The 20,693-nt window shown below is 62.1% G+C and carries 20 protein-coding genes and 1 pseudogene; 9 read left to right on the top strand and 12 right to left on the bottom strand.

Going from position 1 to position 20,693, the window contains the following annotated elements:
* Positions 1 to 739 precede the first annotated feature (739 nt).
* Positions 740 to 1,027 carry a hypothetical protein gene (locus PQR42_RS13500; protein WP_408384307.1) on the top strand — a complete coding sequence of 96 codons (288 nt, stop codon included), beginning with the start codon at positions 740 to 742 and terminating at the stop codon, positions 1,025 to 1,027.
* A gap of 350 nt (positions 1,028 to 1,377) precedes the next feature.
* On the opposite strand, the gene PQR42_RS13495 is transcribed toward PQR42_RS13500, so the two are convergent.
* Positions 1,378 to 1,650, bottom strand: a complete 273-nt coding sequence (locus PQR42_RS13495; protein ID WP_132374139.1) for a hypothetical protein — start codon at positions 1,648 to 1,650, stop codon at positions 1,378 to 1,380.
* 295 nt (positions 1,651 to 1,945) lie between these two features.
* On the opposite strand from PQR42_RS13495, the gene PQR42_RS13490 reads away from it, so the two are divergent.
* Positions 1,946 to 2,665, top strand: a complete 720-nt coding sequence (locus PQR42_RS13490; protein WP_408204261.1) for a hypothetical protein — start codon at positions 1,946 to 1,948, stop codon at positions 2,663 to 2,665.
* 124 nt (positions 2,666 to 2,789) lie between these two features.
* Here the strand turns inward: PQR42_RS13490 and PQR42_RS13485 are convergent.
* A pseudogene (locus tag PQR42_RS13485) lies at positions 2,790 to 3,668 on the bottom strand (GlxA family transcriptional regulator); the annotation flags it as partial.
* Here PQR42_RS13485 and PQR42_RS13480 point away from each other — a divergent pair.
* On the top strand, positions 3,644 to 3,874 hold the full coding sequence (locus PQR42_RS13480) for a hypothetical protein (RefSeq protein WP_408204260.1): 231 nt from the start codon (positions 3,644 to 3,646) through the stop codon (positions 3,872 to 3,874). The pseudogene PQR42_RS13485 and the gene PQR42_RS13480 sit on opposite strands and share 25 nt — an antisense overlap.
* A 166-nt stretch (positions 3,875 to 4,040) precedes the next feature.
* On the opposite strand, the gene PQR42_RS13475 is transcribed toward PQR42_RS13480, so the two are convergent.
* From PQR42_RS13475 to PQR42_RS13465, 3 genes are all read right to left on the bottom strand, one after another.
* Positions 4,041 to 5,522 (bottom strand): diguanylate cyclase domain-containing protein, encoded by a 1,482-nt coding sequence (locus PQR42_RS13475; protein ID WP_408384308.1) that lies wholly within the window; start codon positions 5,520 to 5,522, stop codon positions 4,041 to 4,043.
* A 569-nt stretch (positions 5,523 to 6,091) separates the two neighbouring features.
* Positions 6,092 to 6,574 (bottom strand): cupin domain-containing protein, encoded by a 483-nt coding sequence (locus tag PQR42_RS13470; RefSeq protein ID WP_408204258.1) that lies wholly within the window; start codon positions 6,572 to 6,574, stop codon positions 6,092 to 6,094.
* A gap of 119 nt (positions 6,575 to 6,693) precedes the next feature.
* Positions 6,694 to 7,641 carry a LysR substrate-binding domain-containing protein gene (locus PQR42_RS13465; protein WP_408384310.1) on the bottom strand — a complete coding sequence of 316 codons (948 nt, stop codon included), beginning with the start codon at positions 7,639 to 7,641 and terminating at the stop codon, positions 6,694 to 6,696.
* Positions 7,642 to 7,738: 97 nt separating this feature from the next.
* Here PQR42_RS13465 and PQR42_RS13460 point away from each other — a divergent pair, with 97 nt between their 5' ends.
* The gene (locus PQR42_RS13460) at positions 7,739 to 9,796 is read left to right on the top strand and encodes an FAD-dependent oxidoreductase (RefSeq protein WP_408384312.1); all 2,058 of its coding nucleotides are present in this window, start codon (positions 7,739 to 7,741) and stop codon (positions 9,794 to 9,796) included.
* 42 nt (positions 9,797 to 9,838) lie between these two features.
* Positions 9,839 to 11,422, top strand: a complete 1,584-nt coding sequence (locus PQR42_RS13455; protein WP_408204255.1) for an ABC transporter substrate-binding protein — start codon at positions 9,839 to 9,841, stop codon at positions 11,420 to 11,422.
* A 97-nt stretch (positions 11,423 to 11,519) separates the two neighbouring features.
* Here PQR42_RS13455 and PQR42_RS13450 read toward each other — a convergent pair whose 3' ends face one another.
* Entirely contained in the window at positions 11,520 to 11,942 is a 423-nt protein-coding gene (locus PQR42_RS13450) for a hypothetical protein (protein ID WP_408204254.1), read from the bottom strand.
* A gap of 277 nt (positions 11,943 to 12,219) precedes the next feature.
* On the opposite strand from PQR42_RS13450, the gene PQR42_RS13445 reads away from it, so the two are divergent.
* Positions 12,220 to 12,687: a GNAT family N-acetyltransferase gene (locus tag PQR42_RS13445; RefSeq protein ID WP_408384314.1), complete on the top strand. Its 468-nt coding sequence runs from the start codon at positions 12,220 to 12,222 to the stop codon at positions 12,685 to 12,687.
* Positions 12,684 to 13,358, top strand: a complete 675-nt coding sequence (locus PQR42_RS13440) for an FMN-dependent NADH-azoreductase (protein WP_408384315.1) — start codon at positions 12,684 to 12,686, stop codon at positions 13,356 to 13,358. Before PQR42_RS13445 ends, PQR42_RS13440 begins: the two co-directional genes overlap by 4 nt.
* 99 nt (positions 13,359 to 13,457) lie before the next feature.
* Here the strand turns inward: PQR42_RS13440 and pdxR are convergent, their stop codons facing one another.
* On the bottom strand, positions 13,458 to 14,987 hold the full coding sequence (gene pdxR, locus PQR42_RS13435; RefSeq protein ID WP_408384316.1) for a MocR-like pyridoxine biosynthesis transcription factor PdxR: 1,530 nt from the start codon (positions 14,985 to 14,987) through the stop codon (positions 13,458 to 13,460).
* Between the two features lie 190 nt (positions 14,988 to 15,177).
* Between pdxR and PQR42_RS13430 the strand changes: the two genes are divergently transcribed.
* Together PQR42_RS13430 and PQR42_RS13425 are read left to right on the top strand one after the other, a co-directional pair.
* Complete coding sequence (locus PQR42_RS13430; protein ID WP_408204250.1) at positions 15,178 to 15,930, top strand: SDR family oxidoreductase; 753 nt, start codon at positions 15,178 to 15,180, stop codon at positions 15,928 to 15,930.
* 104 nt (positions 15,931 to 16,034) lie between these two features.
* The gene (locus tag PQR42_RS13425) at positions 16,035 to 16,745 is read left to right on the top strand and encodes an SDR family NAD(P)-dependent oxidoreductase (RefSeq protein ID WP_408384318.1); all 711 of its coding nucleotides are present in this window, start codon (positions 16,035 to 16,037) and stop codon (positions 16,743 to 16,745) included.
* Positions 16,746 to 17,063: 318 nt separating this feature from the next.
* Here PQR42_RS13425 and arsH read toward each other — a convergent pair whose 3' ends face one another.
* From arsH to PQR42_RS13400, 5 genes are all read right to left on the bottom strand, one after another.
* Positions 17,064 to 17,828 carry an arsenical resistance protein ArsH gene (gene arsH / locus PQR42_RS13420; protein WP_408384319.1) on the bottom strand — a complete coding sequence of 255 codons (765 nt, stop codon included), beginning with the start codon at positions 17,826 to 17,828 and terminating at the stop codon, positions 17,064 to 17,066.
* Positions 17,828 to 18,250 (bottom strand): arsenate reductase (glutaredoxin), encoded by a 423-nt coding sequence (arsC, locus tag PQR42_RS13415; RefSeq protein ID WP_408493647.1) that lies wholly within the window; start codon positions 18,248 to 18,250, stop codon positions 17,828 to 17,830. The genes arsH and arsC overlap by 1 nt, the downstream gene beginning before the upstream one ends.
* Positions 18,247 to 19,332, bottom strand: a complete 1,086-nt coding sequence (gene arsB, locus PQR42_RS13410; RefSeq protein ID WP_408384321.1) for an ACR3 family arsenite efflux transporter — start codon at positions 19,330 to 19,332, stop codon at positions 18,247 to 18,249. Before arsB ends, arsC begins: the two co-directional genes overlap by 4 nt.
* A gap of 181 nt (positions 19,333 to 19,513) precedes the next feature.
* A complete protein-coding gene (locus PQR42_RS13405; RefSeq protein WP_408204245.1) occupies positions 19,514 to 19,846 on the bottom strand; it encodes an ArsR/SmtB family transcription factor in 333 nt (110 codons plus the stop codon).
* Between the two features lie 146 nt (positions 19,847 to 19,992).
* Positions 19,993 to 20,685, bottom strand: coding sequence for a TetR/AcrR family transcriptional regulator (locus tag PQR42_RS13400; protein ID WP_408384322.1), 693 nt, complete (start codon positions 20,683 to 20,685; stop codon positions 19,993 to 19,995).
* Between the last annotated feature and the right edge of the window lie 8 nt (positions 20,686 to 20,693).

Genomic DNA, 20,693 nt, shown 5'->3' with positions numbered 1-20,693 from the left:
CTGAGAGCAGTCAAATACTGGCTTGGGCCGGTACGTTGTGTGTCTCCGACAGAGGTATGATGGTTGTTGCTGGACACGTCTGCGTAGGAGGAAATCATGCCCTCAACCCCGACCACACGACCCATTCACCGGCCAGGAATTCCGGACCACCCCGTCCACGGCGTTACGCCGGGCACCCGGTCGACGGCTCCTAAACCTGCGCCGCGCACTACGGTCGATGTCCCTGATGCCGCAGAAGCGGAGCCGGTGCCGCACGAACATTTGCCGAGCAGGTCGGACGACAATTGAGCTCCGCGCGTGCTTAGCGTAACGCCGCCCGGCCGTGGTCGTGGTCCGTGCAGCCGACCTGGACAGGCATGAGAAGCTCGCCGGCGTTGACAACGCGGCGGGCACTTCAGGGTCTGCGCGTGAACGTGCGTTGCAGTCAGCGAAACGAACCGCAAGGTTTGAGATCGCTCAGACAGAATTTTTTTGCAAACCTCGCGTCTTTTCCAGAACCAGAAGCACCGCTGTCAAGTCTCACGGATACCTTCTGCACACCGCTGGCCCCTGCTCCGCGCGGCCAGTTCGACCACGAATGATCTATAAGAATATCGCGTCGCGGAGTCGACGGGCTGCGTGCTGCCCGGCAAGCCGACCCCGATGTCGGCGTTTCACCCGTGGAGGTTTAGCGAATACAGCCCGATAAATCCATGCTTTGTCGGTTCGAATCGCGATTAGCCAAGTATCGGAGGCAATCATGAAGTACGAGTACGGCGGCTGGGTCATTGACGCAACCCCGGATTTTTCGCTTGGTCAGTTCTTCGCGCATGCGCGGATCATCCGAGCGTCGCCTGACGACGATGTGGACACTGAAATGCACATCGAGCGCAATCTTGCCTGGTTCGAAACCGAAGACGAGGCAATCGAGGCCGCGCGGCAATGGGCGATTGAGTGGATCGACGCGCGCGACGATAACCTCGCCGTTACGGCGGCTGCTTCTTTGAGCCGGCAGAACGATATGCCGGCGAAGGCGCCGGCCAGATGACAGTTCGGATGCCGTGGCCCTGATGCCGGACGCTGGCCCTGTGGCCATTGCGCAACGCCTGCGTCAGCGAAGACCCATCCCCCTCCACGGCAGACGTGGCAATGCGGCCGCTCGCAAATATTCAGACGAGACACCTTATTGCTTCAGAAACACGGATGTGTAGGATGGAATCAACGTCAGCGCCCCATGCGCGGCGTGTGTGTTCGGGCCGCAGCGATGTCTGCGGCTTTTTTTCGTTTCAGGAATCTTGCCAGTATTTGCGCGAGCCATCCGGCGGCATTGACTTCGGCGGTACAAAGGCCGGCGCACGGACAATCCGCCAATCGGAATTGTTGAGTAACCAACTGTCGTCAGCGCGCGAACGTGTCGTCCACAACGCGTTGCCCGGCGCTATACCCCGCCATGAGCGCCTCGGCCTGTGTCGGGAACGGTTGCTGGATGGTCGCCCCGAGGCGGATCGGCGCAACCACGGGGCGCGTAGCGCCCACCGCACCCATCGTTCTGACTTGCACGACGGCGACGAAGCCACGCGGGGGCAGCAGCGTCACGCTGCCCGCAGTCTCCCACACCGGCTCTAGTTCCACGGTGACCTCAAAGCCTTTGTACCCGTAGATTCTTTTCATTGACGATCCTGCTTGTTCTACCCGGTCCTGAAACCGTCGAATGCCCCTGCAGGAAAGTATACATCGCACTTGCAGCGTGGCGGCGAAGGGAATTACCGAATAGTTCCGGCCGCGATATCGGGTTCGAAAACTGTTGCCGTCCTGACCGCGCTGAAGAGTCGCCTCACATGGCTCAGAGCCTGTGTGCGATGGAGGCGGCGAGCACATGCGTCATTCACATCATCCGCTTGACGGTCCTCGATTTGCGCGCACACTGCATATCTACAGAGACTGCCTCCAAAAAAGGAGCTCAACGATGACCAAGCCTTTTCAGCAGTGGAAAGTCTTGCCGCATGGCAAGCTCACGGAAGTCGACGAAAACGTTCTCACGGTGACCGGCGAACTCCACATGCCGCTTACCGACCTGCCGCGACGTATGACCGTGGCGCGTTTGAACGATTCACGACTGGTCATATTCAGCGCAATTGCGCTGGATGAACTCGAGATGCAAGCGCTCGAAGACTACGGGCGCCCCGCCTTTCTGGTGGTGCCCAACGACCATCATCGGCTGGACGCGAAAATCTGGAAAGAGCGCTACCCGCTAATGCAGGTCGTTGCGCCCGAAGGCTCGCGGACGAAGGTGGAAGAAGCGGTGCACGTCGACACGACGGACCCCGCCTTTGGCGATCCGAACGTGCAGTTCGTGACCGTCCCAGGAACGCGTGGACATGAGGCGGCGCTCGTCATACGCACGCAGAACGGCACGACGCTGGTGTTGAACGATCTGGTCGGCAACATTCGCCATGAATCGGGGTTCGGCGGCTGGTTCCTGCGCATGATGGGATTCGCGGGAGACGAACCGCATATTCCGAAGCCGGTGAAGCTGATCCTCGTCGCGGATAAAGAGGCGCTGCGCGCTCAGCTTCTGGAGTGGGCGGAACTTCCATCGCTGAAACGCATTCTCGTGTCGCACGGATCGGCCATCGAAGATGATCCGGGCCAGACTCTGCGCGCTCTGGCGAACTCGTTGGCGTAAGCAGAAGCACACGACTGCAGCGGCGTGCGGAACGTTACCGCGCCGAAAGCGGACTCTGACCCACGACCGGGCGTGGCCGCCTGAATCACGGCGATTTCCACCTCGTATGCCGAAGTGAGCGCCGTCAGCGCAGGTCGGCGCGAAGATCGCGTACTCCCCGTCCCAGGCGCTGACGCAAAAGTGTTCGTAACGTCGCTCCGTCGACATAACCGACCTCGGCTGCGATGGCATCGAGGCCGAGACCGCTGCCGTGCACGAGAGACTGTGCACGTTCGACACGCAGATCCTGGAAGTAAGCCAGCGGCGATTTGCCGAGCACCTCCTGACACCGGCGTTGCAATGACCGCGCGCTCGTCGCCGGTGCGTTGGCGGCTTCCTGTAGCGAGAACCCGGCCTTGAGATGGTCTCGCGCCCACCGTTCGAAGCGAAGAATAAGCGGATCCGCCTGCGCCAGATGATTGGGAATGATGTAAGGCGCCTGCGAGGAGCGAATGTCGGCAAGCAGGTAGCGAGAGACGAGGCCCGCCAGCTCCGGGCTAGCCTTGCGTATCAACCACGGGGCGAGATCGAGATGCCCGATCGCTGCGCCGGCCATCACGCCCACGTCTGTCGGCACCAGCATGCGGGACTCGTAGAGCAAGACATTCGGGTAGCGTTGCCGGAACAGCGGACCGAGCCACCACGTCGTCGTCGCTTCCCGATGATCGAGCAGGCCGGTTTCCGCCAGAAGGAATGTGCCGATGCAGGACGCGGCGATATGCGCGCCTTCGGCATGCCATTGCAGCAATTGCGCCTTGGCCTTCCTCACGTCCGGTCGATCGAGCGCTGGGATCACCTGCTCCGGCGTCCCGGTATTCAGCGCAGGAACGATGACCCAGTCCGGCTTCAAGCCCGCTGTTACTGCGTGCACGGGTATGACCAGTTCTTGTCCGGACCGAACCCTCTTTCGCACGCCCACGATCGACACATCGAAATAAGGTGTTCCGCCCATTTGCAGGGCCGAGAAAGCTCTACCTCGATGGCAAGATCGAACAGTTCTGGTTCCGTGAGAATGCGGCCGGCGTGATCTTTCTGATGGAAGTCCAGTCGGTCGAACACGCCAAGGCGGCAGTGGATGCGTTGCCGCTCACCGCTGCTGAACTGATGAAGTTCGATCTGTTGCCGGTCGGCCCGCTCGCTCCGCTTGGCATGCTGATTCAAGGCAAGTAAGCATTGCCAGGAGGGCGATCCATCTCAGCTTCGCGATCCTAACGAACAGTCAAATAAGGTTGCGCTGAAGATGGATCGCCCTTTTCGATGAGCCGATCCAGAAAGATACCCAGCTATGCACGACCTGATTGAATCTTCCATCGAAGCGCCCCGCGTAATGGAAGACTCACCGGGCAAAAATACGGTCTGTGCTTAAGTCTATTCGACAAGCGGGATCGCGATTCTTGGCTTGGTACATCGCGAAGTCCGCCTTCCTGATGAGTTCACTTGAGTCCTCGCCGGCTTTCAGAATAGCGATACCGAAGCTCGCACCGACCGTTTCAACACCCCAACGTGAATCCAGGGGAACCTCCAGAGCAGCCGTCAATTCGGTGACCATCTGTTCGACCACGCCGGTTATGGCATCAGTATTGAGTACAAGAAGGAACTCGTCTCCGCCGAGGCGCCCTACTACACCACGCGTCTGTACGGTAGCCTGCAGCCGCGCCGCCACCATAGCCAGAATTTCGTCGCCGCATTGGTGGCCGTACGTATCGTTGAGCTCCTTGAAGTTGTCCAGATCGACAAAAATGACAGCGACTTTTCCGACCGCACCCGGTGCCGCGATCGCCTCATCGAGCAGGTCCACGATTTTGCCGCGGTTCGGCAAATCCGTCAGTCGGTCCGTTTGAGAAAGACGCCGCAATTCTTCTTTGCCGTTGAGGAGTTTGACGATCAGAGCAGTAATCCAGGTCGACAGTGCAGCGAGCATCACCGTGATGGTCGAGGCCATCGTCACATACACGCGACGCATCCTGTAGTAATCGTCCAGCGCCTCATCGACGGAAAGACCGGCGACGACGGTCAAACCGTATTTCTCGAGATGGCGGCTTGCCACCACACGTTCGACATGATCGATCGGATCGGAGAGGTCGGCCAGCACCGTCTTGCCGAGTGGGACATAGCTACTCGGCAGCGCCTCGCCAGAGCGGCTCGGCGAATTACCCGCACGACGCGACAACATGAACCCACGACCGGACAAAACGGCGATCATGCCACGCTCGCCCAGCGCAGCATTGTTGTAGAAGCCATCGGTCAGATAAGCCGGATCTTCCGAGACGATCACTACCCCACCGAAACCTCCATCGGGGCGATCGATACGGCGAGTTGCCTGAACGGACCACTGCCTGGAAATACGTCCAATCACAGGCTGGCTGATGAAGAGCCCGATGTTCACCGGGGAAAGGTGCACCCGGAAATGTTCCCGGTCCTTGAGATCAACCGTACCCGAAAACGGCAAGGTCGATGCAATCACGCGGCCATCGGCACCCGCAATGGTGACCTGTAGTGCCGTGTCCGCGGTAATCAGCCCGTATGCACGATACGCTCCAAGGTCGAAGGTTTGCGGCGTACGTTCGTATCCGTATTTGACCAGCAACGCGATCTCGTCGACATCGTGGACGGTCTTCAACGTATGGGTTTCTAAAGCATCGGCCAGCGTGCGGGCAGCCACGCGCGTGTCGCGCATCACGGAGGCTTTCTCGACCTGCAAGCGCAACAGTATGGTCACCCACAATATGCCGAGGACCAGAACGGTCAGCGCGGGCACCAGAACTAGCGCGTGGCGGGAGGATCTGATGCTGTTCGTGGCGTAAATTGTTCGATCCATGGGTCATTTTCACACTGCACAGGCGAACGCGAGTCTCTCAGTGCACCGAATGATCAGGACGTTTCGGCAGCACGCTTGACGACGCCAGCACGATTCCTGGCTTTTCCAAATGAAGCGACGGGCCGGCCGTTTTTTAGGTCGCGCAATGCTTTAACGACAAACCTCGCAAAAAGTTTATTGTTTTCGTCGAAATAAAAAAGGACGATCGTATTGTCTGAGGATAGATGGAGTACCAGGGGCCCACCAAGCATGGAACTGATAACGAAGCAAGCCACGCCAGGCTTGGCAAAGAATTCAGCGAGAATAATCGCGGCTCTATACGGGCGAAACGAGAAAATTTCTATATTCCATTGATATTCCGGCGATTCAACTCCCGTTATAAATTAATTTTGCAATTGAATGATTTTTCCATTATCAAAATAGTCGCACGAGATGGCCGAACGCACGGCTCAGCGGCCCGATCCTCCCGCGTTTGTCTTCGCATACGTATCGCCGACGATCAGATGCACGATCTCGTCGCCATTAGTCCCGGCCACGAGGCATGCGCCGGCGACCGATCCCCAAACCCGTTAGTCCGGCATCCCGTCATGCTCACCCAGCGGTCTGATCGGCCAATCCGTCCAGCGGTCCACGCGAGTCAGTTCGTGCGCTTCGTTGAGCGGATACCGGATACGGTTGTCTTCGCGCGGCCGCTCACCGATCACCATCAACCTGACTTCGTTGTCGGTATTGTTGATGAACGTGTGGCAGATACCGGTGCCGGCCGGAAACGCAACCGAGTCGCCTTCAGCAAGAGGATGCAGAACGCCGTCGATCCAGACGTCGGGCTTGCCATGAAGCACGTAGACGAACTCTTGCTCGGTACTTTCGGCGTGCGGATATGAGGTGCGCCGACCCGGCAGAAGCCTCACATGATGAATGCCGATCCGCGTGATACCCATCGCGGCGGACAGTGGCGCGTCAAGGCCCATCGGCTCGGAATCGCCGCGATAGCAATGCGCATGGGGTTCTTCCAGTTCGGTCCAGTGTTTGATGAAATCGGGGCGACCCATCGCCTGTTCTCCTTGGGGACGAGAAACGATGATAACGGGTTACGGAGAGCGTTCGACGAAACACCGCCATTCGCCGCACGGGCGCCGATCGACTCGCACATTCGGCCGTGCTGCCAGCATCAATTCGATGTCCCACTCCTTACCCTCTCCAGCGAAGCCAGTACCGGCGCGACCTTCGCCAGCTCCGCGCGCATCTCGTCGATCAGCCATTGCGCCACCAGGCGCACCGATCCCGATGGCTCGCGCGTACGGCATTCCAGCACGTAATTGCAACCCGTCTCCACCAACTGGTCCGACGCGGGGACGACCGCCCCGGTATTGAGCGGCGCGGCGACCGCGAGGAGCCACCCGAGCAACGCCCCATGTCCGAGCATCGCGGCCTGCAGCGCGAGGCCCGGATCGGAATAGCCGGCGTGTTTCGCCGATGCGTGGTTCATCACCCGCGTCAGCTCGAAAAAGTCGGCCCAGGTATGCGTCGTCGGTTCGAGGTGAATCAGCGTGTGGCCGCCCGCCTGACGCGGCGCGTCGAGGGGGCCGTGCTCGGCGAGATAGCCCGGGCTGCACACGGCAATGATCAGTTCCGGACAGAAACAGAGCGCATCGTGCTCGGAACCGGGCTTATGCAAACGAATACCGAGATCGGCGCCGTCGAGCGGACCGTACAGGCGGCTCGCCATCACCTGCAAGCGCAGATTCACCGAGGGAAACGCCTGCTGAAAGCGCTCGAGGCGCGGCAGCAGCCACTGCGACGCGAACCCGCTGGAGATGGAGAGCGTGACCGTTTCGCTCTCTTCCTTGCGGCTCTTCAGTTCGGTAATCGTGTCGCTCACCTGGCCGAAGCCCAAGGCCACCGCGACGTGCAGTTTCGCGCCCTCGTCGGTGAGGGCAAGCCCGGTTTTCGTGCGCGCGAACAGCTGGAAGCCGAGCGCGTCTTCGAGACGCGCCACCATGCGGCTCACCGCGACCGGCGTCACGTTCAGTTCGAGCGCCGCGCGCGTGAGGCTCATGTGACGCGCGGCGGCCTCGAAAACGAGCAGCGCCTGAAGCGAAGGCAGTCTAAGTCCCATCTGCTAACACCATGTTATCCCCGTTGACGAACATGTAAATTGACGCGCTTTCGGGCCAACTCTACTTTGTCGGCAGACCCATCGAGAGAGTCCCGACATGACAGAACAAAACGCGGACGACGCGCGGCCGGCCGCTTCGTCCGATCCCCTGCTGCAACCGCTGACACTCAAGCATCTGGTGCTGAAGAACCGCGTGATGAGCACGAGCCACGCGAGCCGTCTCATTCAAAACGAATTCCCGCAGGAAGTCTATCAACGCTATCACGAGGAAAAGGCCAGGGGAGGCATCGGGCTCACCATGTTCGGCGGCTCGTCGAACGTGAGCATCGACAGTCCCAACACGTTCCAGCAGATCAACATGGGCGTCGACGAAGTCGTCCCGCATCTGCGGCAGTTCTCCGAACGCGTGCACGCCCACGGCGCCGCGCTGATGTGTCAGATCACCCATCTCGGCCGGCGCGGCGATCCCTACGCCGAACCGTGGCTGCCGATGCTCGCGCCGTCGCCGCGCCGCGAAACGCTGCATCGCGCGATCCCGCAAGCGATGAACGAGCACGACATCAAGCGCATCGTGGCCGACTTCGGACGCGCGGCGCGCCGCTGCCTGGAAGGCGGGCTCGACGGCCTGGAGACGCACGCGGGCGGCCATCTGATCGGGCAGTTCCTCAACCCGGCCGTCAACCTGCGCACTGACCGCTACGGCGGCTCGGCCGCGAACCGGTGCCGCTTTGCGATCGAGGTTCACGAGGCGATCCGCAAGGAAGTCGGCGATGCCTATCCGGTTGGCTTTCGCTTCGCGCTCGAAGACGGCTGCAGCTTCGAAGACAGTCTGGAAATGGCCCGCATTCTGCAGCAAAGCGAGCTTTTCGACTTCTTCAACGTGGTCTACGGACGCATGGACACGAAGATGTCGCTGGTCGTCAACAGCATGCCCGGCATGTTCATGCCGTCGGCGCCCTGGCTCTCCAAGGCCGCCGCGTTCCGGCGCGCGGTGCGGCTGCCGGTCTTTCACGCCGCCAAGATCGCCGATCTCGCCACCGCGCGCTATGCGATCGGCGAGGGCCTCATCGACATGGTCGGCATGACGCGCGCGCACATCGCGGAGCCGCATCTCGTGCGGCTCATCGAGACGGGCCGCGAGGAGACCGCGCGCCCTTGCGTCGGCGGCTCACATTGCCGCAATACGAAGGCGACCTGTATCCACAATCCGGCGACCGCGCGCGAAACCTTCCTGCCGCACGACATTGCGCCGGCCGCGACGCCTCGCCATGTGCTGATCGTCGGCGCTGGGCCGGCCGGCCTCGAAGCGGCGCGCGTGTGCGCGAGCCGGGGCCATCGGGTCACGCTGCTCGAAGCGGCTGACCGCGCAGGCGGACAAGTGCTGCTCGCAGCGTCGGGAAGCTGGCGCAAGGATCTGATCGGCATCGTCGACTGGCGTCTCGCCGAACTGGAACGGATGGGGGTCGACATTCGCTACAACCAGTACGCCGAACTCGGCGACGTACTCCAGGAGCGCCCGGACGTGGTGATCGTGGCAACCGGCGGCACCCCCGATCTCGATGCGCTGCCGGGCGGCGAATCGTGCCGCTCGGTGGTCGATGCGCTGTCGGATACGCCGCCCAGAGCCGGACGCGTGCTCGTCTACGACGGCACCGGCCGTCATAACGCGTATCTATGCGCCGAGCGCTTCGTGTCGGCGGGCCTCGACGTGCGCCTCGCCGTGCTCGACGCATTGCCCGCGCAGGAAACCGGCGGCAAGGGCGACGACCTCGTGTGGCTTCGCAACCTCGAAAAGTGGCAGGTGCCGGTGCGCGCTCATCTCGAACTCGTCGAAGTACGGCGCGACCAAGCGGGCATGCTGCGCGCGATCTTCAGGCATCAGTTGACCGACGAATTCGTGGAGCTGGAGGCGGAGCATGTGGTCGTCGAACGCGGGACTCTCGCCGTGGACGATCTCTTCGAGGCCGCCCGCGTGCACTCCGTCAACGACGGCCAGATGGACCTCGCCGCGTTCGCGCGCGGAAAGGCGCAACCGGTCCTGCAGGCCGCGAACGGCGACGCGCAGTTCCATCTTTACCGGATCGGCGACGCGGTGGCGTCGCGCGACATCCATACAGCGATCTATGACGCGTATCGCCTCTGCGTCGCGATGTAAGCGAACACCCTTCCCGCTCGATCAGAACTCAAAGGACAGACCATGGCCATGCCTCTCGACAGCGATAACCCCGACCTCGAACGCAGGCGCGCCGTAACAACGCTTCTCGCGGCAGGCGCCGCCGCAACCGCAGGCTGGTCCGCATGGGCCGGCGCGGCCACCACTGCGGCCGCCGCAGCGAAGCCGCGTCAAGGCGGCATCATGCGCGTAGCGACGGCCAACCAGTCGCAGTCCGATTCGCTCGATCCCGCGAAGGCCTCGCATACCGCGGACTATTCGCGCATGTTCATCTTCTACAGCGGCCTGACCGAGTTCGACAGTAACTTCAAGGTGCAGAACGCACTCGCCGACTCGTTCGACACCAGTGATCACAAGCGGTGGACCGTCAAGCTCAAGCCGAACGTGCATTTCCACGACGGCAAACCGCTCACGGCGGACGATATCGTGTTCTCGCTCTCGCGCCACAAGGATCCGATGACGGCGTCGAAAGCCAAATCGATTGCCGATGCGATCGACTCCGTCAAGGCGACAGGGCCGCTGCAAGTGGAGATCGTGCTGAACGCGCCCAACGTCGATCTGCCCGCGCTGCTCGCCGTGCCGCATTTCGTGATCGTCGCCGCCGGTACGAAGGATTTCTCCAAGGGCAACGGCACGGGTCCGTTCGTCTGCAAGGAATTCACGCCGGGCGGCCGATGCGTCGGCACGCGCAATCCGAACTTCTGGAAGCCGGGACTGCCTTATCTCGACGAAGTACAACTCGTCGGCATCGTCGACGATGCTGCGCGCCTGAACGCATTGCTAGCGGGCGACATTCACCTCGTCTCGCCCGTGCCCGCGCGGGACGTCGAGCGCCTCAAGCGCGCGGGTGGCTTCGGCGTGCTGGAAAGCCAGTCGGGTCTCTACACCGATCTCATCCTGCGTCAGGACGCGACGCCCACCCGCAACCCCGAGTTCGTCCAGGCGATCAAGTCCCTGCATGATCGCGAGCGCATTCAGAAGACGCTGCTGCGCGGCTATGCGACCATCGGCAACGATCATCCGGTTCCCGCATGGCACCCCTATTATCTCGCCGGACTGCCGCAGCGCACCTACGACCCCGACCGCGCGAAGTCGCTCATCAAGAAAGCGAACCTGTCCGGCACGGCGGCGGAAATGGTGGCGCCTCCTTCAATCGAATCCGCACTCGATTCCGCGCTGATGCTGCAGCAGGCCGCGATGCAGACCGACCTCAAACTCGACGTGCGCCGCGTGCCCGCTGACGGCTACTGGTCGACGCACTGGATGAAGCATCCCATGACCTACGGCTCGATCCTGCCGCGGCCGACGCTCGATCTGCTCTATACGCAATTCTTCAAGTCGGATTCCGTGTGGAACGAGTCGGGCTGGAAGAATGCGCAGTTCGACCAGCTTCTGGTGCAGGCGCGCGAGGAGAAGGACGAAACCAGGCGCAAGCAGATGTACGGCGATATGCAGACCATCGTGTACGAGAAAGGCAGCATCATCATTCCTGCGTTCATCAACTTCATCGATGCGCATAGCAGCCATGTCAAAGGGCTCGTCGGTTCGCCTTCGGGACGCTTGATGGGCTACCGCTTCGCGGAATTTGCCTGGCTCGACGCTGCCTGATCGAGCGTTCGCGCGGACGCAAGCCTGCCTGCGTCCGCAGCTTTCGTACCGCTGGTATTGGCACGGCGTCGATACCGTCGAGCCCGATCGTCGTCGCTCAGAAGCGGTTGGTATAGGAGATCGCGATGGTGTGGCCGCGCGTATCGCGACTGAGGGTGATGGCCCAGTTAGTCAGCAATGCCCCCGACAACGCGCCCGCTATGTCAGCAACCAGATCCTTGTAGGAAAAGCCGCTGCTACGGCAGGTGCCGTCGATGCCTTCCTTGATCAAGCCAGGCACCGTGCCGATGAGCGTGCCGTAAATGACGGGATGCTCAGTGTCGCGTGTGAGGTAAGCGCCGAGCGCACCGAAAGGCGCTGAGACCGCGAAATGCTTCAGCTTATCGCTTTGAAACCAGCCATCCGATGTTTGTAAGCGGTATCCGCCGCGTCCGCCGTCGCAGTCCACATCGGCGTGCGCGGCAGTGCTTACCGCGAGCATCATCGCGAGCGCGATGCCGTGTCTCCATGTTGTCAACATGTGTTACTCCCCGTTTATTTTTTTTCGACTTGGTTTTTTATGGGGACGCGCACCGGGCCGGTACCCGTATTGCGCCGTCACCCAAGTCTTGTGTTCTACAGGGGCGATGCGCGGCACAATGTGCGCTGGATGACGAAACTTCCGCCACGTGTGTGCGCTGTGCCGCAGAGATGGACGGCGGCGTCCGCCGGATGGCTCAGTCGAATTGCTGATTCTTGGCTCTATTGACCAGGCCGTGCGCGGGGTATCGTGAGCGTCATTGCTTATGGAGACGCATATGCCCGCCTCGCTTCGCTTCGTTCACCTCGACACGCCCGATTCGCTGCTGCCCGCATTCGACGTCATGCGTCAGTTGCGCCCGCATCTGACCGACGCGCACTCGTTCGCCGCGCAGGTGGCCAGACAGCATGTCGAAGGCTATCGCCTGCTCGCCGCGTCCGACGCGGGCAGCGTCGTCGGCCTCGCCGGTTATCGCACGCTGACTAATCTGCTGTATGGCCGCTTCGTCTATGTCGACGACCTGGTCATAGATGGCAGGCAGCAGCGTGGCGGCATCGGCGCACAACTGCTCGACGCGGTACGGCAGATTGCGCGCGAAGCCGGTTGCGCGCACTTCGTGCTCGACACGGGCCTGCACATGCCGCTCGCGCAACGCTTCTATTTCCGCAATGGGCTGCTCGCTCGAGGCATGCACTTCGTCGAACCGCTCGCCCCGCTTTCCCATCCTGCCGGGGTCACGTCATGAGAATTTTGCTGCTCAATGCCAGCCCGCATGGCGAGGCGAGTCACGGCTACCGTTTCGCCGACGAGATCGTCGGCATGCTGCACCGGCACGCCGCGCCCGCTGCATCGGCCATCCAGGTGATCGAACGCGACCTGGCAGCCGCACCGCTGCCACCGGTCGCCCGCGGCTATGCCCGCGCGGTCACGTCGCGCACGCCGGATAAGGCGCAGTTCGAGGTCTCAGAGCAACTGATCGGTGAAATTGAAACGACGGACGCGCTCATTATCAACACGCCGATGCACAACTTCACGGTGCCGGCCGCGCTCAAGCTGTGGATCGATTACACGTTGCGCATTCATCGCACGTTCGCCTCGACGCCGGAAGGCAAGGTTGGACTGATGCGCGACCGTCCGAGCATCGTGATCGTCGGTTCGGGCGGTGTCCATAGCGGCGAACGCGCGCGGCAGCCGGATTTCCTGACGCCGTATCTACGCTACGCGCTCGGCTCGATCGGCATCCACAGCGTGCAGTTTCTTCTCTTGCAGGGGCTTGTGATGGGCGAAGCGACGGTGGCCGAGGCGCTCGCTGCGGCGCGCGCCCAACTGACCGGCGATGCAGTGTTCGCTTCGCTCGCCGCACTGGCCGCCGGCAACGCGAGGACGGCGGCGGGAGCGGCTGCGCGGAGCGCATAGAGCACGCCGGGCGGAATGCGTTCAGACAGCGCTCTTGTCGCAGCGTGCGAAGGCGTTCCGCGCTGCGCCAATTCGCGATCCGGACACGTGCCACGCGCGTCAGCCGTCCAGACACGCCCGCAGCGTTCGTGCGAGACGGCCTGCTTCGTCCGCATCGACGATGTTCGCGAAGCCGATCACGAGGCCGCGCAGCGTGCGCCGCGCGCGGCTATTCGCGTACCAGATCGAAAGCGGCAGCACCGCGAGCCCCGCCTCGCGGGCGCGAGCGGCGACGGCGACGTCGTCGACCGGGCCCGCGAGGCCCTCGGCGAACCGCACCGCGAACTGAATTCCACCTGGCGGCAAATCGACAATCAGCCGTTCGCCAAACGCCTGCTCTAGCGCGTGCACGATCAGCACACGCCGCTCGGCGTACAACGCGCGCATGCGCTTCAGATGCCGCGCAAAATGCCCCTGCCCAATGAAATCCGCCACGGCCGCCTGCAATAGCGTCGGCGATCCGGCGTTCATGCTGCGCGCCACCCGCCCGACGCGCTCGACGGCCCGCTCCGGCACCACCGCATACGCGAGCCGCAAACCGGGAAACATCACCTTGCTGAAGGTGCCGCAATAGATCACGCGATCGCGCCGGTCGAGGCTCTTTAAAGCCGGCAAGGGCCGGCCCAGATAACGGAACTCGCTGTCGTAGTCGTCCTCGATGATCCAGCGGGACGCTTTGCCTGCCCAGTCCAGCAGCGCCATGCGTCTTGCGAGCGACAGCGTGTGCCCGAGCGGGCTCTGATGCGACGGCGTGACCACGGCGAAGCGCGCCTGCGCATCCAGCAGCGTGCCGCGCTCGACGTCGATCCCTTCGCCATCCACCGGCACCGGCACGAGCTGGACGCCGGTCTCGGCCAGAAAACCGCGCGCGAGCAGATAGCCGGGATCCTCGAACCACACGCGATCGTTCGGGCGGGCGAGACTGCGCAACACGAGTTCGAGCGTTGCACGGTAGCCGCCGGTAACGAACACCTGTTCCGGCAGACAGGTCACGCCGCGCGACAGCCCGAGATAGGTGGCGATATGTTCGCGCAGCGGCCGGTAGCCGGCCGGATCCGGGTACCCGAGCATCGCGCGTCCGCCGCTGCGCGCGCGCTGCGCAACGAGCCGGTTCCATACCTTGCCAGGAAATGCGTCGAGCGCGGGCAGCCCCGGTTGCAACGGCTGCGGCTCGCCGCTCATGGTGACGGTGACGGCCAGCTGGCGCGCCGCCGCTTGAGCATCGCGCGATTCACCCGGCGTCTGCGGCGTGCCTGCTCCTTCAGTGCTTTGCCGACCGCGCGCGTCCTGAACGCCTTGCGCACGCGACGAGCGCAGCACCGATGCCGGCAGCGACGCCGATACGAACGTGCCCGCCGCGCCGCGCATCTGCAGGTAGCCCTCGTCGACGAGGATCGTGTAGGCGAGCTCGACCGTACCGCGCGCCGTGTTCAGTTGCGTGGCGAGGCCGCGCAGCGCGGGCACGCGATCGCCGGGACGCAGATGGCCCGCGGCGATCGCGGTCCTGAAACGCTCACAGATCTGCAGATAGATCGGCAACTGCTGCTGCCGATCGATTTCGATGGTCAATGCGGGAGTCGTTACGGTCATGACGGTCTCACGGGCAAGGGGAGCGGCAAACGACTTGGACTAGTCAGACCGACAGTTCTTGTCACTTTTCGATAGAACATGATTGTTCCACAATGGCCTCACGCGATGCGACGGCGGCGAACACTTTCATGCGGTACGACAGTCGCCCGGCGCCCCGCGCGTTCATTTACTTTCATCTGGAGAATCTGCCATGAAAATCGTCGTAATCGGTGGGTCCGGCCTGATCGGATCGCGTCTCGTGGCGCAACTCAGCGAGGCGGGCCATGAAGCGCTCCCCGCGTCGCCGCGTACCGGCGTGAACAGCGTGACGGGCGAAGGCCTGAGCAACGCGCTCGCGGGCGCGGACGTCGTCGTGGATGTGACGAACGCGCCGTCATGGGAGCCGCAGGCGGTACTCGACTTCTTCCGCACCTCGGCGCGCAACCTCGGTAAAGCCGAAGCGGCTGCAGGCGTGCGCCATCACGTCGCGCTATCCATCGTCGGCTGCGACCGCTCGCCGGAGAACGCGTATTTCACTGCCAAGGTCGCGCAGGAAGAGGTGATCAAAGCGGCGGGCGTGCCGTACACCATCGTGCGCGCGACGCAGTTCATGGAGTTCATCGGCGGTATCGCGGATTTCAGCGCGGTCGACGGCACGGTGCGCATCGGCGAAGGACTGTTTCAGCCGATCGCCGTAGACGATGTCGTGGCGAACCTCGCGCAGGTCGCGCTCGCTGCGCCGCTGAACGGCACCGTCGACATCGCCGGCCCGGACCGCGCGCCCTTCGCGGAGATCGTCACGCGTTATCTGAAATCGGTAGGCGACGCGCGCCCGGTGGTGACGGATCGTGAGGCGCGGTACTACGGCGGCCTTGTCGAGGAACAATCGCTCGTGCCGCTCGGCGACGCGCGGATCGGCCGCGTCAGTCTCGACCAGTGGCTGGCACAGGCGAAGAAGGGTTGATTGCAGGTTTAAGCGAAACCTGAATCAACGTGTCTACATTTGCATTGATCGGAGCCGCCGGCCCGGTCGGCGTTGAAACCGAATAAAAATCTTCCGGGTAAAGCATGAGCACGTCACAAAAGGTTGTCGTCGTTACAGGCGCATCGCAAGGCATAGGCGCCGAAGTCGTCAAGGCGTTTCGCAAGCTCGACTATCGCATTGTTGCGACTTCGCGTTCGATCAAGCCCTCGGAAGATCCGAACATCCTGACGGTTGCCGGTGATATTGGCGATCCGGCAACCGCCCAACGGGTCATTGCCGAAGGCGTCGCGAAGTTCGGCCGGATCGACACACTGGTGAACAACGCCGGCATTTACATCGGCAAGCCTTTCACCGAACACACCGCGCAAGACTACGCCGCGGTGGTGAACGTGAATATGACGGGCTTTTTTTACATCACGCAGCTTGCCATCGCCGAAATGGAAAAGCATTCGAGCGGCCACGTGGTTAGCGTAACCTCCAGCACCGCCGACAATGCGATCAGCGGTGGATATTCTGTACTGGCAGCCCTGACGAAGGGTGGTCTGAACGCCGCCACGAAGTCGCTGGCGATTGAGTACGCGAAGAAAGGGATTCGCGTGAATGCTGTCGCGCCGGGGATCATCAAGACGCCGATGCACGCGCCAGAAACCCATGACGCGCTGGGCGCTTTCCATCCGCTCGGGCGCATGGGCGAGACGAGCGATATTGCCGACGCGATTCTGTTCCTTGATTCGGCACCGTTCATCACGGGAGAGATTCTGCACGTCGACGGCGGCCAGAGCGCTGGTCGCTAAACTTACTCGGGCACCGCAAGCCGGTGCCCTTTCGTATCCCTGCACCAAAGACATCGGTCGAGAGTTCTTGCACGCGTCAATTTCCTCGTGCGAAATCCATGTGCGATGCGCAATACCAGGTTGCCCCTTCTTCAGTCTGCGCCATGAACATGTCACGAACTGGCAAACGGGCCAGGCTCACCCCGCCCTGTTGGACAAGTACCTGACGGTCGAATCCCTTTCCAATGGGATTTTCCGGCGAACGGGATTACGAGTTGGATACCTTCTTCTGAGCTCGATTGAAGGCAACGGCTGCCTTCTTCGCGATCCTGCCGGACGTTACTCAGTTTCGCTGTCGTCGGTGTCCCCATTGGCGCTCACCGTTGCCTGATTCATGGCCGCGGCCGCCAGCGTCGTTGCAAGCTCCGGGTGCGCTTCCTTTCGCTCGCTGTAGCGATCGTTCAGGTAGTCGGAGCGGTCACGTACCAGGAGCGTAAACTTGTACAGTTCTTCCATCACGTCGACGACGCGATCGTAGTACGCCGAGGGCTTCATCCGGCCATCGGCATCGAACTCCTGCCACGCCTTCGCCACCGATGACTGATTCGGGATGGTCACCATGCGCATCCATCGGCCGAGAATGCGCAACGCGTTCACGGCGTTAAACGATTGCGATCCGCCACACACCTGCATCACCGCGAGCGTACGGCCCTGCGTGGGGCGAACCCCACCGCTTTCAAGCGGTAGCCAGTCGATCTGGTTCTTGAATACGGCCGTCAGCGTTCCGTGACGCTCCGGGCTGCACCACACCTGCCCTTCCGACCACTCCGAGAGTTGGCGCAGCTCGACCACCTTCGGGTGATCGGCCGGCACGCTGTCCGCGAGCGGCAAGCCGTGCGGATCAAACACCCGCGTTTGCGCGCCGAAATGGCGCAGGATGCGTTCCGCTTCGAGCGCGAGAAGCCGGCTGTATGACGTGGGGCGCAGCGAGCCGAAGAGCAGGAGGATTCGTGGGCTGTGCTGCGAAACCGTGTGCGGTTCGAGCTTCTGCAGATCCGGCGAGTCGAGGTGCGGTGCGCTGACGTTGGGCATATCCTGCGTCATTAGAGGCGCCTCCGGCCTTCGCTATCGACGACCTGCTCGCCGTCCTCTTTGGCGAATGAGCCTCTCTGCCCAGCAGGCAGAATCTCCAGCACGACCTCGGAGGGCCGGCACAGGCGCACGCCGAGCGGTGTAACAACAAAAGGACGATTGATGAGAATCGGATGCTGCATCATGGTGTCGAGCAACTGCTCATCGCTCAGGGACGTGTCGCCCAAGCCGAGTTCGGCGTACGGCGTATCCTTTTCGCGCAGCGCAGAGCGGACCGTCAAGCCGGAGCGAGCAATCAGCCCCTTCAGGGTCTCCCGATCGGGCGGCGTCCTCAGATACTCGATTACTTCGGGCTCGATCCCGGCATTGCGGATCATCGCCAGCGTGTTGCGCGATGTGCCGCAATCGGGATTGTGATAGATCGTGACGCTCATACGTTTTGCCCCTTGATGCCGTGTTTCGCTTCGTACCAATGCTGCGAGCGGTTGACCACGCCGACGACGAACAACATCACCGGCACTTCGATCAGCACGCCGACTACCGTCGCTAGAGCCGCGCCGGAACGGAAACCGAACAGGCTGATTGCGGTGGCGACCGCAAGCTCAAAGAAATTGCTCGCGCCGATCAGACTGGACGGCCCGGCAACGCAGTGCGCGACGCCAAGCCGCCGGTTCAGCAGGTAGGCGAGGCCCGAATTGAAAAACACCTGTATCAGGATCGGCACCGCGAGCATGGCGATAACGAGCGGCTCCTCGACGATCGCCTGCCCCTGAAATGCGAACAGCAACACGAGCGTAGCGAGCAGTGCGCCGATCGAATAGGGACCGAGACGAGCAACCGCCTGGCGGAAATGCGCATCACCCTTGGCGAGCAGCTTGCGGCGCAGCAGTTGCGCGAGAATCACCGGGATAACGATGTACAGAGCGACGGAGATGATCAGCGTATCCCACGGCACCGCGATCGCAGACAGGCCGAGCAGGAGTGCGACGAGCGGCGCGAACGCCACAATCATGATGGAGTCGTTTAGCGCCACTTGTGAGAGCGTGAAATACGGATCGCCCTTGCACAGTTGCGACCATACGAAGACCATCGCCGTGCAGGGTGCGGCGGCCAGCAGGATCAGCCCGGCGATATAGCTGTCGAGCTGATCGACGGGAAGCAACGGCGCAAACACGTGGCGGATGAAGATCCAGCCGAGTAACGCCATCGAGAACGGTTTGACGAACCAGTTCACGAACAGCGTGACGCCTATGCCGCGCCATTGGCTCTTAACCTGACTCATGGCGGCAAAGTCGATCTTGACCAGCATCGGGATGATCATCACCCAGATCAGCACGCCGACCGGAAGATTGACCTGTGCCACTTCCATTGCGCCAATCGACTGGAAGAGCCGGGGTAGGAACTGGCCGAACAGGATGCCGCCCACAATGCAGAGGGCGACCCAGACCGTCAGGTAACGTTCGAAAAAACCGATCGCCGGCCGTGCGTCGTCGAACGCCGTATCAGTGCCGCTCATTTGCTTCCTCTGCGGGCTTCTCGCCAAGGGCGCGCATTCCTCGCTGGATCGCATTGCGATCCAGCACATGCAGCGGCCGGTTCGCTTTTGAGCACGGTGGGCTCTGCATTGCCGAACATGGCGCTGTGAAACCTCATGCTGCCGTCCATGTTCTGAACTGCGGCATGGATGTGCATCCGTTTCATGATTCGTCTCCGCAGCAGTTGGGGATGTCGCTTGCGGTACAGCTCGCACCGGCGCAGCAGTTCTCCGTCAGGAAAGCGATCAAGCCCGACATGGCGTCGAAGTTCGCCGTGTAGATGATGAAACGCCCTTCCTGTCGCGGCTTCACCAGGTCTGCATGTGACAGGTCCTTCAAGTGGAAGGACAGGCTGGACGGTGACAGCCCAAGCTGCTGAGCGATTTCGCCGGCAGCCATGCCATCAGGGCCGGCCACAACCAGCAGACGGAAGATCGCAAGGCGCGATTCATGGGCGAGCGCGCTCAAGGCGCGTACAACGAGGTTTGAGTCCATGCCCAAACAATAAATCATCCATTTCTATATTTCAAGTATTCTTGAAATGATCACCCCGTTCAGGCGAATGGCACTCGATAGGCGACCGGAGATCGAGCACGCGAACGTCCACCAGCGCCTGCCTGACTCGCTGGGTCAACGCCTGGTCAGCGACCGCGCGGTGACTCGATACCGCTCAGGATGAGATCGATCCCGGCGAGAAAATCGACCCGGTCGTCGTGAACGCGCAAGTGTCCGGCGAGGCTGCGTGCGAACGGATACTCATTCGGATCGAGCTGGGACCATACAGTCGCCATCGCGTCCAGAAAGTCCGATCTGTCGACGCTTCGCGTTCGAGCGAACTGCGTGTTGGCGGCGTTCTGTCCAGCGACACCAAGGATGTAGTGCAGCAGCGTGGACACCGCGCCCCACTGGTCTTCGTCCGCCACGCCAAGAGCGCGGACCTGCTGCCCCAGACATTCGACAATGCGCACCATGGGCAACTGCCCCGCCACTCGTGTGAGCGCCGAGCCAACCCACGGATGCACGTCGATCGCGTCGAACATGCCCAGCGCGAGGGCGCGAATTGTCGCCTCCGGTGTCGCGCCGGCCACGCACGACGCCATCGTGCGAGCGACGATGGCGTCGCAGGCGGCGGTCAGCAGATCGCTCTTGTTCTCGACGTGCCAATAAATGGCGCCAGCACCGGTGGCAAGCCGTTCGGACAGGGCGCGGAATGTCAGTCCGCTTTCTCCACTGCTGTCCAAAAGCGCGATCGACGCCTCGATGATGCGATCCCGCGAGAGCGATTCTTCTCGTCGTTGAGAGCTGCGTGGAGTGTTGCGTGAATTTTTGGTCATGCCGCATC

It is taken from the genome of Paraburkholderia sediminicola, from assembly GCF_046027355.1.
Lineage (GTDB): Bacteria > Pseudomonadota > Gammaproteobacteria > Burkholderiales > Burkholderiaceae > Paraburkholderia > Paraburkholderia sediminicola_B.
Note: the sequence above shows the minus strand (reverse complement) of the source record. Positions and strands in the feature narration are given on the sequence as shown.

Bases quoted from the DNA above. Each gene is read 5' to 3' on its own strand.
- PQR42_RS13500 (WP_408384307.1), top strand. From the start codon at position 740: ATGAAGTACGAGTACGGCGGCTGGGTCATTGACGCAACCCCGGATTTT.
- PQR42_RS13495 (WP_132374139.1), bottom strand. From the start codon at position 1,650: ATGAAAAGAATCTACGGGTACAAAGGCTTTGAGGTCACCGTGGAACTA.
- PQR42_RS13490 (WP_408204261.1), top strand. From the start codon at position 1,946: ATGACCAAGCCTTTTCAGCAGTGGAAAGTCTTGCCGCATGGCAAGCTC.
- PQR42_RS13475 (WP_408384308.1), bottom strand. From the start codon at position 5,522: ATGGATCGAACAATTTACGCCACGAACAGCATCAGATCCTCCCGCCAC.
- PQR42_RS13470 (WP_408204258.1), bottom strand. From the start codon at position 6,574: ATGGGTCGCCCCGATTTCATCAAACACTGGACCGAACTGGAAGAACCC.
- PQR42_RS13465 (WP_408384310.1), bottom strand. From the start codon at position 7,641: ATGGGACTTAGACTGCCTTCGCTTCAGGCGCTGCTCGTTTTCGAGGCC.
- PQR42_RS13460 (WP_408384312.1), top strand. From the start codon at position 7,739: ATGACAGAACAAAACGCGGACGACGCGCGGCCGGCCGCTTCGTCCGAT.
- PQR42_RS13455 (WP_408204255.1), top strand. From the start codon at position 9,839: ATGGCCATGCCTCTCGACAGCGATAACCCCGACCTCGAACGCAGGCGC.
- PQR42_RS13450 (WP_408204254.1), bottom strand. From the start codon at position 11,942: ATGTTGACAACATGGAGACACGGCATCGCGCTCGCGATGATGCTCGCG.
- PQR42_RS13445 (WP_408384314.1), top strand. From the start codon at position 12,220: ATGCCCGCCTCGCTTCGCTTCGTTCACCTCGACACGCCCGATTCGCTG.
- PQR42_RS13440 (WP_408384315.1), top strand. From the start codon at position 12,684: ATGAGAATTTTGCTGCTCAATGCCAGCCCGCATGGCGAGGCGAGTCAC.
- pdxR (WP_408384316.1), bottom strand. From the start codon at position 14,987: ATGACCGTAACGACTCCCGCATTGACCATCGAAATCGATCGGCAGCAG.
- PQR42_RS13430 (WP_408204250.1), top strand. From the start codon at position 15,178: ATGAAAATCGTCGTAATCGGTGGGTCCGGCCTGATCGGATCGCGTCTC.
- PQR42_RS13425 (WP_408384318.1), top strand. From the start codon at position 16,035: ATGAGCACGTCACAAAAGGTTGTCGTCGTTACAGGCGCATCGCAAGGC.
- arsH (WP_408384319.1), bottom strand. From the start codon at position 17,828: ATGACGCAGGATATGCCCAACGTCAGCGCACCGCACCTCGACTCGCCG.
- arsC (WP_408493647.1), bottom strand. From the start codon at position 18,250: ATGAGCGTCACGATCTATCACAATCCCGATTGCGGCACATCGCGCAAC.
- arsB (WP_408384321.1), bottom strand. From the start codon at position 19,332: ATGAGCGGCACTGATACGGCGTTCGACGACGCACGGCCGGCGATCGGT.
- PQR42_RS13405 (WP_408204245.1), bottom strand. From the start codon at position 19,846: ATGGACTCAAACCTCGTTGTACGCGCCTTGAGCGCGCTCGCCCATGAA.
- PQR42_RS13400 (WP_408384322.1), bottom strand. From the start codon at position 20,685: ATGACCAAAAATTCACGCAACACTCCACGCAGCTCTCAACGACGAGAA.